Source organism: Streptomyces kebangsaanensis, assembly GCF_001906585.1.
GTDB classification, from domain to species: domain Bacteria; phylum Actinomycetota; class Actinomycetes; order Streptomycetales; family Streptomycetaceae; genus Streptomyces; species Streptomyces kebangsaanensis.
On the sequence record NZ_JUJA01000113.1, the window covers coordinates 15116 to 28798 of the forward strand.

Annotated in this window: 11 protein-coding genes and 1 pseudogene; 10 read left to right on the forward strand and 2 right to left on the reverse strand. The window is 73.7% G+C overall.

What is annotated here, in order from left to right:
- Positions 1-3: 3 nt before the first annotated feature.
- Positions 4-969: an NADPH:quinone reductase gene (locus RH94_RS16735; RefSeq protein WP_073948393.1), complete on the reverse strand. Its 966-nt coding sequence runs from the start codon at positions 967-969 to the stop codon at positions 4-6.
- 89 nt (positions 970-1058) lie between these two features.
- Here RH94_RS16735 and RH94_RS16740 point away from each other — a divergent pair, with 89 nt between their 5' ends.
- On the forward strand, positions 1059-1730 hold the full coding sequence (locus RH94_RS16740) for a response regulator transcription factor (protein WP_073948394.1): 672 nt from the start codon (positions 1059-1061) through the stop codon (positions 1728-1730).
- An 83-nt stretch (positions 1731-1813) separates the two neighbouring features.
- Positions 1814-2995, forward strand: coding sequence for a cytochrome P450 family protein (locus RH94_RS16745; RefSeq protein ID WP_073948395.1), 1182 nt, complete (start codon positions 1814-1816; stop codon positions 2993-2995).
- A gap of 407 nt (positions 2996-3402) precedes the next feature.
- Here RH94_RS16745 and RH94_RS16750 read toward each other — a convergent pair whose 3' ends face one another.
- Positions 3403-4425 carry a Gfo/Idh/MocA family protein gene (locus RH94_RS16750; RefSeq protein ID WP_073948396.1) on the reverse strand — a complete coding sequence of 341 codons (1023 nt, stop codon included), beginning with the start codon at positions 4423-4425 and terminating at the stop codon, positions 3403-3405.
- A gap of 117 nt (positions 4426-4542) precedes the next feature.
- Between RH94_RS16750 and RH94_RS16755 the strand changes: the two genes are divergently transcribed.
- The 8 genes and pseudogenes from RH94_RS16755 to RH94_RS16790 form a co-directional block, all read left to right on the forward strand.
- Positions 4543-5292 carry a GntR family transcriptional regulator gene (locus tag RH94_RS16755; RefSeq protein ID WP_073948397.1) on the forward strand — a complete coding sequence of 250 codons (750 nt, stop codon included), beginning with the start codon at positions 4543-4545 and terminating at the stop codon, positions 5290-5292.
- 210 nt (positions 5293-5502) lie between these two features.
- Complete coding sequence (locus RH94_RS16760) at positions 5503-6507, forward strand: sugar ABC transporter substrate-binding protein (RefSeq protein ID WP_073948398.1); 1005 nt, start codon at positions 5503-5505, stop codon at positions 6505-6507.
- On the forward strand, positions 6504-7613 hold the full coding sequence (locus RH94_RS16765) for an ABC transporter permease (protein ID WP_079189069.1): 1110 nt from the start codon (positions 6504-6506) through the stop codon (positions 7611-7613). Before RH94_RS16760 ends, RH94_RS16765 begins: the two co-directional genes overlap by 4 nt.
- Entirely contained in the window at positions 7610-8401 is a 792-nt protein-coding gene (locus RH94_RS16770; protein WP_073948399.1) for an ATP-binding cassette domain-containing protein, read from the forward strand. The genes RH94_RS16765 and RH94_RS16770 overlap by 4 nt, the downstream gene beginning before the upstream one ends.
- Positions 8402-8543: 142 nt before the next feature.
- Entirely contained in the window at positions 8544-9692 is a 1149-nt protein-coding gene (locus RH94_RS16775; protein WP_073948400.1) for an ROK family glucokinase, read from the forward strand.
- Positions 9689-10273 carry a sugar kinase gene (locus tag RH94_RS16780; protein ID WP_073948401.1) on the forward strand — a complete coding sequence of 195 codons (585 nt, stop codon included), beginning with the start codon at positions 9689-9691 and terminating at the stop codon, positions 10271-10273. The genes RH94_RS16775 and RH94_RS16780 overlap by 4 nt, the downstream gene beginning before the upstream one ends.
- 98 nt (positions 10274-10371) lie before the next feature.
- Entirely contained in the window at positions 10372-13230 is a 2859-nt protein-coding gene (locus RH94_RS16785; RefSeq protein WP_073948402.1) for a DEAD/DEAH box helicase, read from the forward strand.
- Positions 13230-13683, forward strand: a pseudogene (locus RH94_RS16790) (hypothetical protein); the annotation flags it as partial. The gene RH94_RS16785 and the pseudogene RH94_RS16790, both read left to right, overlap by 1 nt.

A 13683-nucleotide genomic window follows, 5' to 3' on the forward strand; every position in this document is an offset into this window, starting at 1 on the left:
CGCTCAAGGGCGCAGCACCACACGCCGGCCGTGGAGTTCGCCCCGCTCCATGCGGCGGTGCGTCCGGGCCGTGGCGCTCAGCGGGTGGTACTCGACGGAGCGGGGGCGCAGTGCGCCGGCCGCCAGGAGGCCGTTGACGGACGCCGCCGCGTCGGCCAGTTCCGCCGTCGTGGCGTTGGAGATGGCGAAGCCGCGCACGGAGCCGTCCTTCATGTAGAGGGCGCCGACCGGGAGGACCGGCTCGTCCCGGGCGCCGGACATGACGACGACGCGGCCGCGGTGGGCGAGGAGGCCGACCGCGGTCTCGAGGTCGTTGTGGCCGGAGGTGTCGATGTGCACGTCGACGCCGTCCGGGGCGAGGGCCGCCAGCCGCGCCGCGAGGTCGTCGGCGTGGTAGTCCACGACCTCGGCCGCGCCCAGGGACCGGACGTGGTCGTGGTCGCGCGGCGCGGCGGTGGCCAGCACGCGCGCGTGCGCGCGGACCGCGAACTCCACCAGCGCGCTGCCCACGTTGCCGCCCGCGCCGCCGATGAGGACCGTCCGGCCGGGCCGCAGCCCGCCGTGCGTGAAGAGGGCCAGGTGGGCGGTCGCGGCCGGGTGGAACACGGCCACCGCCTCCCCCGGGTCCACGCCCGGCGGCAGCCGGTAGAGACGGTCGGCCGGCACCACGGCCTGTTCGGCGGCGGCCCCCTGCCGGCCGTCGTGGCCGAGGCTGTCGCACCACACCGTCTCGCCCACGGCGAAACCGGACCCGGCGGAGGCCACCGTGCCCACGAGGTCGCGTCCGACCACGAACGGGAACGGCAGCGGCGTACGGAACACCCCGGAGCGGACGATCGTGTCCACGGGGTTGACGGTGGTCGCCAGCACGTCCACCAGCACCTCGCCCGGACCCGGTACGGGAGCGGGCAGCTCGCCGAAGCGAATGAGGTCGGGCGGACCCAGCTGTTCGACATAAGCGGCACGCATGAACGGTCATTCTCCCACCGGACGGCTCTGCCACGCGCGCGTGCACCCGGGGTGGCCGACGGAACCCGTGCTTTGGTTGGGTGGGGGCCATGACCGCGATCCGACTGCTCCTCGTCGACGACGACCCGCTGGTGAGAGCCGGTCTGTCCCTCATGCTGGGCGGCGCCGACGACATCGAGATCGTCGGTGAGGCGGCCGACGGCAGCGAGGTGCGGGCCCTGGTCGACCGCACCCGGCCGGACGTCGTCCTGATGGACGTACGGATGCCGGGCGTGGACGGCCTGACGGCGACGGAACGGCTGCGCGGGCACCCCGAGGCACCCCAGGTCGTCGTCCTCACCACCTTCCACGCCGACGAGCAGGTACTGCGTGCCCTGCGCGCGGGGGCCGCCGGGTTCGTGCTCAAGGACACCCCGCCGGCCGAGATCGTGCGGGCGGTACGCCGGGTCGCGGCCGGCGACCCGGTGCTCTCGCCCACCGTGGTCCGCCAGTTGATGCGGCACGCCGCCGGCACCGCCGCCGACGACCGGCGTGCCCGCGCGCGGGAGCGCCTCGCCGCCCTCAACGACCGCGAGCGCGAGGTCGCCGTTCTTGTCGGCCGCGGACTGGCCAACGCCCGGATAGCGGCCGAACTGTTCATGAGCGTGGCCACCGTCAAGACCCACGTCTCGCGCATCCTCGCCCGGCTCGGCCTCGACAACCGCGTGCAGATCGCCCTGCTCGCCCACGACGCGGGACTCCTCGAACAGGACGCGCCCTGAGAACCGGGGGTCCGGCACTTCACGGGCCCGTCGTGCGTTGACCGGTCACGGGAAGTCTTTCGCACTCCGGAAGGGGAGTGGTTGTGGCGGATGTGATCGACCTGGGGGAGTACGGGGCGGGGTTCCGGGCGGACCCGCATCCCGTCTACGCCGAACTGCGCGCGCTCGGCCCGGTGCACCGGGTGCGGCTGCCACCGCCCGAGGGCTACGACACCTGGCTCGTCGTCGGGTACGAGGAGGCGCGCGCCGCGCTCGCCGACCCCCGGCTGGCCAAGGACGTCGGCGCGGCCGGCATGGCCTTGTTCGACGAGCAGGCGTTCGGCAAGCACATGCTGGTCTCCGACCCGCCGCAGCACACGCGGTTACGCTCGCTGGTCACGCGCGCGTTCACCGCGCGCCGGGTGGAGGCACTGCGGCCGCGGATCCAGCGGATCACCGACGAACTGCTGGACGCGATGCTGCCGCGCGGGCGCGCGGACCTGGTGGAGGCGTTCGCGTATCCGCTGCCGATCACGGTCATCTGCGAGCTGCTGGGTGTGCCGGAGATCGACCGGGCCGCGTTCCGGGAGATGTCCAACGAGGTGGTCGTCCCCACCAGCGAGGAGGCGGGACTGCGGGCCGCGGATCAGCTCGGCACGTACCTCGCCGAGCTGATCGAGGACAAGCGTTGCGCCGGGCCGGCCGACGACCTGCTCAGCGCCCTGATCCGCACCACGGCCGAGGACGGCGACCGGCTCTCCGGCGACGAACTGCGCGGCATGGCCTTCCTGTTGCTCATCGCGGGCCACGAGACCACGGTCAACCTCATCGTCAACGGCGCGTACAACCTGCTGACCCATCCGGACCAACTGGCTGAGCTGCGCGCGGACTTGGACCTGATCGACGGGGCCGTCGAGGAGGTGCTGCGGCACGAGGGCCCGGTGGAGACCGCCACGTTCCGGTTCGCCGCCCAGCCCCTGGAGATCGCCGGCACCGCCATAGGCCGGGGTGAGCTGGTGATGATCGGGCTCACCGCCGCCGACCGGGATGCCTGCCGCTACCCCGCCCCCGACCGCTTCGACATCCACCGCGACACCCGCGGCCACCTCGCCTTCGGCCACGGCATCCACTACTGCCTGGGCGCTCCCCTGGCCCGCCTGGAAACCCGCACGGCCCTGCGCACCCTCCTGCGGCGCGCCCCCGCCCTGGCCCTCGACGGCCCACCCGGCGAATGGCTCCCGGGCATGCTGATCCGGGGCCGGCGAAGCCTGCCGGTGCGCTGGTAGCACCGGCCCGGCCGGCCCTCCGCCCCACCGGGCGGAGCCGGACGCGGTCCGGTCCGGCCGGTGTGCCGGCAGTCCGGGTCCGGCGGGGGACGGCTGTGCCGGACGGGTTGGCGGTGCGGTCCCGTCCGCCGGCTTTTCGCTCTGCTGGGCGGAGCCCGCCTGTGTCCGGTCCGGTGGGTGACCGCCGCGCCGCGCGAGGCGGCCGTGCGGCCCGGCCCGCCGGCCTTGCGCCCTGTCGGGCGGGGCCACGCGTGACCAGGCCCGGCCGTCTTCGGCCCGGTGCGTGCCGGTCGCCTCGCGCCGGGCCGGGGTGCGCCCGTCCGGCCACGTCCCGCCCGCCCGTACCCGCCGGACTCCTGCCCGGGCCCGTGGGGCGGGCGGCCGTCACCGGAGCGGTCGTGGGGCCGTCACCGGAACACCGCCCGGGCACCGCCCGGGATTTCCGCCAGGTGCACCGGGCGGTGCTCTCGGCGGGACACCTCGCAGGCCTCGGCGACGCGCAGGGCCTGCAGGGCCTCGCGGCCGTCGCACGGGTTGGGGCGTTCACCGCGCACGACCTCGACGAAGGAGCACAGTTCGGCCTCGTAGGCGGGACCGAAGCGTTCCAGGAAGCCGGTCCAGGGCTTGTCCGCGGCCGGCGGTCCGGTCGGCTCGGTGGACGCGATCGGCGTACGGTCGTCGAGGCCGACCACGATCTGGTCCGACTCCCCGGCCAGTTCCATGCGGACGTCGTAGCCCGCGCCGTTGAGCCGGGTCGCGGTGACCGTCGCCAGCGTGCCGTCGTCGAGGGTGAGCAGTGCCACGCCGGTGTCGACGTCACCGGCCTCACGGAACATCGCGGGGCCGGCGTCGGACCCGGCCGCGTACACGGCCACGACCTCACGCCCCGTCACCCAGCGCAGCATGTCGAAGTCGTGGATCAGCGTGTCCCGGAACAGCCCGCCGGACAGCGGCAGCCACGCCGCGGGCGGCGGCGCCTGTTCGGAGGTGAGCGCGCGGACCGTGTGCAGGCGGCCGAGCCGTCCCGAGCGCACCGCCTGGCGGGCGCCGGCGTAGCCCGCGTCGAAGCGGCGCTGGAAGCCCATCTGCAGGATCGTCCCCGCCGCCTCCACCTCGCCGAGCGCGTGCAGCGTGCCCGGCAGGTCCAGCGCGATCGGCTTCTCGCAGAACACCGGCAGCCCCGACCGCGCCGCCCGGCCGATTAACTCGGCGTGGGCGGAGGTCGCCGTGGTGATCACCACCGCGTCCACGCCCCACGTGAAGATCTCGTCCACGCCCGGCGCCGCCGTCTCGCCCAGCCGGTGGGCGAGCTCCTGTGCCCGTGCCGGATCGGCGTCCGTGAGGATCAGTGAGCCGACGTCGCGATGGTGACTGAGAGTTTTGGCGTGGACGGTGCCGATGCGGCCCGTACCGATGACCCCGATGCGCATGGGAACAAAGTGGGGGCGGACCCCGCGCGCTGTCAATCAGTATGTCAGGACAATCGGACTACACATCTTCCCGTCAACCGGCGGCAGGACTACGCTCGGTCCGTGCCGAAACCAGAAGTGGCCCCCACCGTCTCGCTCGAGCTCGGCGTGGACCGGAGTTCCCCGGTGCCGCTGTACTTCCAGCTGTCCCAGCAGCTCGAGTCCGCGATCGAGCAGGGCACCCTCACCCCCGGCAGCCTGCTGGGCAACGAGATCGAGCTCGCCGCACGGCTCGGCCTGTCCCGGCCCACCGTCCGCCAGGCCATCCAGTCGCTCGTCGACAAGGGCCTCCTGGTGCGCCGCCGCGGCGTCGGCACGCAGGTCGTGCACAGTAAGGTCCGGCGCCCGCTCGAACTGAGCAGTCTCTACGACGACTTGGAGGCCGCTGGGCAGCGCCCGGCGACCAGGGTCCTGGTCAACACGGTCGTCCCCGCGTCCGGCGAGGTCGCGGTCGCCCTCGGGGTGGCCGAGGGCGAGGAGGTGCACCGCGTCGAGCGGCTGCGCCTCGCCCACGGCGAGCCGATGGCGTACCTCACCAACTACCTGCCGTCCGGCCTGCTCGACCTGGACACCGGCCATCTGGAGGCGACCGGCCTGTACCGGCTGATGCGCGCGGCCGGGATCACCCTGCACAGTGCGCGCCAGTCCATCGGCGCCCGTGCCGCCACCCCCGCCGAGGCCGAGCGGCTCGGCGAGGCGGAGGGCGCACCGCTGCTCACCATGCAGCGCGTCACCTTCGACGACACCGGCCGCGCGGTGGAGTTCGGCACCCACACCTACCGGCCGTCCCGCTACTCCTTCGAGTTCCAGCTGCTCGTACGGTCCTGACCGCACCCGGCGGAAGGCGCCCGCCCGTCGCGCGTCCGCGGCAGGCGTCGCGCGTCCGGGGAGCTCTCCATGTCCGGACAATCTGACCCGCCACCGCTCCCCGGCCGCGGAACCGAAGATTCCGGTGTTCGATAATGGGACGATCGGGGCTGGTGGGTTCTCCATCAGCCCCGTGCGCACGTTCGAACACAGGAAGAAGGGCACGGCCTCGTGGCACGGTTTCCAACCTGGGCAGTCATCGCGCTGGCAGGGACACTGTCGGTGTCGCTGGCGGGCTGCAGCAGCACCGGCGGCAAACGCGCGGAGGATGCCCGCAAGGCCGCCGCGGCCCAGGGCGGGGCCGCGGTGAACACCCCCCGCTGGACCTTCGCGATGATCACGCACTCCGGTGACGGCGACACGTTCTGGGACATCGTGCAGAGCGGTGCCGAGCAGGCCGCGGTCAAGGACAACGTCAACTTCCTGTACTCGCACCACGCCGAGGCCCAGCAGCAGGCCCAGCTCGTGGACGCCGCGATCGACAAGAAGGTCGACGGCATCATCGTCACGCTCGCCAAGCCCGACGCGCTGAAGGCCGCCGTGGCCCGCGCCGGGAAGGCCGGGATCCCGGTGATCACGGTCAACTCCGGGTCCGCCGAGTCCAAGGCGTACGGCGCGCTCACCCACGTCGGCCAGGACGAGACCGTCGCCGGCGAGGCCGTGGGGGAGGAGCTGACCGGACGCGGGAGGAAGAAGGTGCTCTGCGTCCTGCACGAACAGGGCAACGTCGGCCACGAGCAGCGCTGCGCCGGCGTGGCGAAGACCTTCTCCGGCACGGTCGAGAACCTCTACGTCAACGGCACCAACATGCCCGACGTGCGGTCCGCGATCGGAGCCAGGCTCCAGACGGACAAGTCCGTCGACGCGGTCGTCACCCTCGGCGCCCCGTACGCGGACACCGCCGTGCAGGCGAGGGCCGACGCGGACAGCAGGGCCGAGATCGACACCTTCGACCTCAACGCCAAGGTCGCCGCCGGGCTCAGGAGCGGCACGCTCGGCTTCGCCGTCGACCAGCAGCCCTACCTCCAGGGCTACCAGGCCGTCGACCTGCTGTGGCTCTACAAGTACAACGCCGACGTCCTCGGCGGCGGCAGGCCGGTGCTCACCGGGCCGCAGGTCGTCACCAAGGACCAGGCCGCCGCGCTGGAGGAGTACACGAAGCGGGGCACCCGATGAGCACGACGACCACGGACCGGTCCGCCGCCTCCGCCGGTGGGAACGGCGAGGACAAGGACGGAAGAACTGACGGAAGGGGCGGCGGAAGGGCTGGCGAAAGGATTCTGCGGAGCTCACCGCTGCGAAAGCTCCTCACCCGGCCCGAGCTCGGCTCGGTCGTCGGCGCGATCGCCGTCTTCGTCTTCTTCGCCCTCGCCGCCGACGGCTTCCTGCGCGCCTCCAGCCTCAGCACCGTCCTGTACGCCTCCTCGGTCATCGGCATCATGGCGGTCCCGGTCGCACTGCTGATGATCGGCGGCGAGTTCGACCTGTCGGCGGGCGTGACGGTGACCTCCTCCGCGCTGGTCTCGTCGATGTTCAGCTACCAGATGACCGCCAACGTCTGGGTCGGCATCGGCGTGTCCCTGCTGGTCACCCTGGTGATCGGCGCCTTCAACGGCTACCTGCTCACCCGGACCGGACTGCCCAGCTTCATCGTCACGCTGGGCACCTTCCTGATGCTGACCGGCATGAACCTCGGCCTCACCAAGCTGATCGGCGGCACCGTCTCCACCAGGACGATCGCCGACATGGAGGGCTTCCCCAGCGCCCGCGCCGTCTTCGCCTCCACCCTCACGGTCGGCGGCGTCGACTTCAAGGTCACCATCCTGTGGTGGCTCGGCCTGGTCGCCCTCGCCTCCTGGATCCTGCTGCGCACCCGCACCGGCAACTGGATCTTCGCGGTCGGCGGCAACAAGGACGCGGCCCGCGCCGTCGGCGTACCGGTCGCCAGGACCAAGACCGGCCTCTACATGGGCGTGGCCCTCGGCGCCTGGATCTCCGGGCAGCACCTGCTCTTCTCCTTCGACGCGGTGCAGTCCGGCGAGGGCGTCGGCAACGAGCTGATCTACATCATCGCCGCCGTCATCGGCGGCTGTCTGATCACCGGCGGCCACGGCAGCGCCATCGGCTCGGCGGTCGGCGCGCTCCTGTTCGGCATGACCAGCAAGGGCATCGTCTTCGCCGAGTGGAACCCCGACTGGTTCAAGTTCTTCCTCGGAGCGATGCTGCTCCTCGCGACCCTGCTCAACACCTGGGTCCGCAGGCGGGCGGAGGCCGCGAAATGACGCGGACCGAAGCACGTACGGCCCTGGTGGAGCTGTCCGGCGTCAGCAAGCACTACGGCACCGTCCGCGCCCTGGAGGGCGTCTCCCTGGAGGTGCGCGCCGGGGAGATCACCTGTGTCCTGGGCGACAACGGCGCCGGCAAGTCGACCCTGATCAAAATCATCGCCGGACTGCACCGGCACGACGACGGTGTCCTGCGCGTCGAGGGCGAGGAGACCCGGCTCACCTCGCCGCGCGACGCCCTGGACCGCGGCATCGCCACGGTGTACCAGGACCTGGCGGTCGTGGGCCTCATGCCGGTCTGGCGGAACTTCTTCCTCGGCTCCGAGCCCCGCAGGGGAACCGGTCCTCTCAAGCGCCTGGACGTCGGCCTCATGCGCAGGACGGCGCGGGCCGAACTGCTGCGGATGGGCATCGACCTGCGCGATGTCGACCAGCCCATCGGCACCCTTTCGGGCGGCGAACGCCAGTGCGTGGCGATCGCGCGCGCGGTGCACTTCGGCGCGAAGGTCCTCGTCCTCGACGAACCCACGGCGGCGCTCGGCGTGAAGCAGTCGGGCGTGGTGCTGAAGTATGTGGCGGCGGCACGAGACCAGGGCCTGGGCGTTGTCTTGATCACCCACAATCCGCATCACGCGTACCTGGTGGGGGACAGGTTCGTCCTGCTGAAGCGGGGCACGATGGCGGGCAGCCACACACGTGACGGGATCACCCTGGACGAGCTGACCCGCCAGATGGCGGGCGGCGACGAGCTGGACGACCTACGCCATGAGCTGCGGGAAACCTGAGGGGCGCGGGACCGCGCCGATGTGCGGCTCCGCCGCGTGGGCGCGCCCGGCCACGACGAACCCGCACCCGGCAGCGCACCGCACCCGCCCCCACGCTCCCCCGTACCGCACCCTTACCCGGCGTGCGGCAGAATCGGCCCCGATGAGCACCTACCGCGACCTCACCGCCCCCATCGGCTCCCGCCGCGCCCCCGTACTGCGCACCGTGGGCACCCGGGAGCGCCGCTCCCACCTGACCGCACCCCGCGTGCCCACGGTGGGCATCGACATCGGCGGCACCAAGGTGATGGCGGGCGTCGTCGACGCCGACGGCAACATCCTGGAGAGGCTCCGCACGGAGACCCCGGACAAGTCCAAGAGTCCGAGGGTCGTCGAGGACACCATCGTCGAGCTGGTCCTGGACCTGTCCGACCGGCACGACGTGCACGCGGTCGGCATCGGCGCGGCCGGCTGGGTCGACGCCGACCGCAACCGCGTACTGTTCGCACCCCACCTGTCCTGGCGCAACGAGCCGTTGCGCGACCGCCTCTCCGACCGCCTGTCCGTGCCGGTCCTGGTCGACAACGACGCCAACGCCGCCGCCTGGGCCGAGTGGCGCTTCGGCGCGGGCCGTGACGAGGACCACCTCGTCATGATCACGCTGGGCACCGGCATCGGCGGCGCCATCCTGGAGGACGGCCGGGTCAAGCGGGGCAAGTACGGCGTGGCCGGCGAGTTCGGGCACATGCAGGTCGTGCCCGGCGGTCACCGCTGCCCGTGCGGCAACCGGGGTTGCTGGGAGCAGTACAGCTCCGGCAACGCCCTGGTGCGCGAGGCGCGCGAGCTGGCCGCGGCCGACTCCCCGGTCGCCTACGGGATCATCGAGCACGTCAAAGGGGACATCTCCGCCATCACCGGCCCGATGATCACCGAGCTGGCCCGCGAGGGCGACGCCATGTGCATCGAACTGCTCGAGGACATCGGCCAGTGGCTCGGCGTCGGCATCGCCAACCTCGCCGCCGCCCTCGACCCGTCCTGCTTCGTCATCGGCGGCGGCGTCTCCGCGGCCGACGACCTGCTGATCGGACCCGCCAGGGACGCCTTCAAACGCCACCTCACCGGCCGCGGCTACCGCCCCGAGGCCCGTATCGCCCGCGCCCAGCTGGGCCCCGAGGCCGGCATGGTCGGCGCCGCCGACCTCGCCCGGCTGGTCGCCCGCCGTTTCCGGCGGGCCAAGCGGCGCCGGGTCGAGCGGTACGAGCGCTACGAGCGGTACGCGGAGGCACGGCGGGCGGCCCGGGAGGCGCTGTGACGATGTCGCTGCCACGCCAGGCGGCGCCCCCGGGCGGGCCACGACCCCCGCGCGCCGAGGACCGCCGCCACCGCATCCGCCGCAGGGCCCTCACCCTGCTGATCATCGTGCTGCTCATCGGCGTCCCGGCCGGCTACCTGGTGATCTCGGCCAACCAGAGCCGCGACAGCGGCAAGAACAAGGAGGCCAAGTACTCGGCGACCGGCCTCACCCCCACCTACCCGGCCAAGGTGCAGCGCCGCCTCTACCAGGTGCCGATACCGCACCCGGCCGACCGGGTCGCCTCGTACGAGACGAACAACTGGAAGACCAGCCGCCTCTACGTCCAGTTCCGGACCACCCAGGCCGGCCTGGACACCTTCCTCGAGGCCGTGGGCGTCAACCGGGGCGACCTGAAGAAGGACGACATCACCATCAGCGCCCGTGACCGGCAGGTCACCCACTGGACGTTCACGGAGCCGGGCCCGTGGTGGGGCCTCACGCACAAGCAGAAGAACCCCGCCCCCACCCAGGACGTCGTCGTCGACATGTCCGACCCGGTCCTGCCGATGGTCTACGTCGTCTCCCGGACCGTGCCCTGACGGAGCCGGAGACGGCTGCCGACGGGACCGGTTGTCAGACCCCGCCCGTATCGTCGGAGACGACTGACCCGACCGGTGAGCGGCAGGTGACAGGACGTATGAGCGAGGTGGCCGTGGCGGAGACGGACGAGGCGGCGGACGGCGTGTCCGTGCGGCTCGCCGCCGTCTTCCTGCCCGCACCCCTGCCGCGCGAGGGACGCCTCGCCTTCTGGGACCCGGACGGCGAGGTGTGGCCGGCGGACGGCCCCGCCGGCCACCGGCCCGCGCACACGGAGCTGACCGTCGTACGGCGGCACGGGACCGGTGCCCGCCGCAGGAGAGCCCCCGCGCTGTCGCTGCCGATCGAGGAGGCGCTGCCCCACCTCGTGCGGGCCCGGCACGACCCGGCGGCCCACCCCGCCACCGCCTGCTGGGGTGCCGCCGCACTGCACGCCCTGCGGCTCGCCGCCCGTGGACGGCTGCTGCCCGGCCTGACCGCCGCCGGACACGACGCCTGGCGCGCGGGCCCCCTCGACCCGGACGACATCGCCCACCTGCGCGCGATCGCCGCCGCCCTGCCGTACGAGGGCCACGCGGTCCCGCTGTCCGGCCCGGGTCCTCTCCGGCTGCCCGAGCCGGAGGCGCTGCTGCGCACCTTCCTCGACGCGGTCGCCGACACCCTGCCCCGCACCCCGGCCGCGCCCCACACCTGCGGGAAGCCCTTCGCCGACCGCCGGCCGCAGCACCTGCCGCACGCCCAGGACTGGGCCGCCGAGGTCGCCGCCGGCATGGACGCGGGCGTACGGATCTCGCTGCGGCTGGACCTGTCGGCGTACGACCTGTTCGACGACCGGGACGGCGCCGACGGCGCGGCGCGCGCCGCGGGAGCGGCGGTCGTCCAGGTGCACAGCCTCGCCGACCCCACCCTCGTCGCCGACGCGGCGGCCCTGTGGGCGGGCGAGGCGGACACGGCGTTCGGCCCACGCGCACGCGTGGACGCCGCCCTGGCCGTACGGCGCGCGGCCCGCGTCTGGCCGCCGCTGGACCGGCTCCGCGAGCAGGACGTGCCCGACGTGCTCGCCCTGTCCGAGGACGAGGTGGGCGAACTGCTCGGCGTGGCCGCGACCCGGCTCGCCGCGGCCGGAGTCGCCGTGCACTGGCCGCGCGACCTGGCGCAGGACCTCACCGCCGCCGCGGTGGTACGGCCCGCGCCGGGCTCGGCGACCGACGGCACGGGCTTCTTCGAGAGCGAGGACCTGCTGCGGTTCCAGTGGCAGCTGGCGCTCGGCGACGACCCGCTCACCGACGCCGAGATGGACGCGCTCGCCGAGGCGCACCGCCCGGTGGTGCGGCTGCGGGACCGCTGGGTGCTCGTCGACCCGGCCCTCGTCCGCAAGGCCCGCAAGCGCGACCTGGGGCTGCTCGACCCCGTGGACGCGCTGTCCGTCGCCCTCACCGGCACCGCGGAGGTCGACGGCGAGACGGTCGAGGCGGTGCCGGCCGGCGCGCTGGCGGCCCTGCGGGACCGGATCACCGCCGGCGTACCGCCCGCCGAGCCGCCGCCGGGCCTCGACGCCACGCTGCGCGACTACCAGCTGCGCGGCCTGGCCTGGCTCGACCTCATGACCTCCCTCGGCCTCGGCGGCTGCCTCGCCGACGACATGGGCCTGGGCAAGACGGTCACCGTCATCGCGCTGCACCTCAAGCGGGCGCACGGCGAACCCACCCTGGTGGTCTGCCCGGCCTCCCTGCTGGGCAACTGGCAGCGGGAGATCAACCGGTTCGCGCCCGGCGTCCCCGTCCGCCGCTTCCACGGCCCGGAGCGCACCCTGGACGACCTCGACGGCGGCTTCGTGCTCACCACGTACGGCACCATGCGGTCGGCGGCACCCCTGCTGGCCGGGCAGCCGTGGGGCATGGTCGTCGCCGACGAGGCCCAGCACGTCAAGAACCCCTACTCGGCGACCGCGAGGGCGCTGCGCACCATCCCGTCCCCCGCGCGCGTGGCCCTCACCGGCACCCCCGTGGAGAACAACCTCTCCGAGCTGTGGGCCCTCCTCGACTGGACCACCCCCGGACTCCTCGGCCCGCTGAAGTCCTTCCGCGCCCGGCACGCGCGCGCGGTGGAGACCGGCGAGGACGAGGAGGCCGTACGGCGCCTGGCCCGGCTGGTGCGCCCGTTCCTGCTGCGCCGCCGGAAGTCCGACCCGGGCATCGTCCCCGAACTCCCGCCCAAGACCGAGACCGACCACCCGGTGCCGCTCACCCGGGAGCAGGCCGCGCTGTACGAGGCGGTGGTGCGCGAGTCGATGCTCGCCATCGGGACGGCAGAGGGCATGGCCCGGCGCGGCCTGGTCCTGAAGCTGCTGACCTCGCTGAAGCAGATCTGCGACCACCCGGCCCTGTACCTGAAGGAGGAGCACCCGCCGGCCGGCGACCGCCGGTCGGCCCGCTCCGGCAAACTCGCCCTGCTGGACGAGCTGATGGACACCCTGCTCGCCGAGGACGGCTCGGCGCTGGTGTTCACCCAGTACGTCGGCATGGCCCGCCTGATCACCTCCCACCTCGGCGCCCGCGCGGTTCCCGTCGACCTCCTTCACGGCGGTACGCCGGTCCCGGAGCGCGAGCGCATGGTGGACCGCTTCCAGAGCGGCGCCGCCCCGATCCTCGTCCTCTCGCTGAAGGCGGCCGGCACCGGACTGAACCTCACCCGCGCCGGCCACGTCGTCCACTTCGACCGCTGGTGGAACCCGGCGGTCGAGGAGCAGGCCACCGACCGCGCCTACCGCATCGGCCAGACCCAGCCGGTCCAGGTCCACCGCCTGATCACCGAGGGCACCGTCGAGGACCGCATCGCCGAGATGCTCGCCACCAAGCGCGCCCTGGCCGACGCGATCCTCGGCACCGGCGAGTCGGCCCTCACCGAACTGACCGACCGCGAGCTGTCCGACCTGGTCTCGCTGCGGAGGGAGACCTGATGGACGACCGCCCCGCCGACGAGGCCCGCCGAGCCCTGCGGGCCGCCCGCCGGCAAGAACCCCCGGCCGCGGCCCCCCGGGAGCCCGCCCGCCCCGAGTGCGTACCGCCGGCCGGGACGGACCGGCCGGGCGACGCCGCACGGGACGCCCTGCGGCACGCGCGGTCCACCCTGCGTGACAGCCGCGCCGAGGACGACGCGGCCGAGGAGGCACCGGCGGCACCCCCGGAGAACACCGCCGACGGCTCGACGCCGACGCCGCATCCCCCGGAGCACCCGGGCGACGCGGCGGCGGGAGAGCCGCCCGGCGGCGGCCGTGGCGAACCGCGGCACCCGGCGGGAGCACGTCCCGCCGACGCCGCACGCGAGGCACTGCGGGCTGCCCTGGCCCGCCGCGAGGCACGGACGGAGCAGCCCCGGACGGACCCCGCGCCCCCCGCCTCCGCGGCCGGGA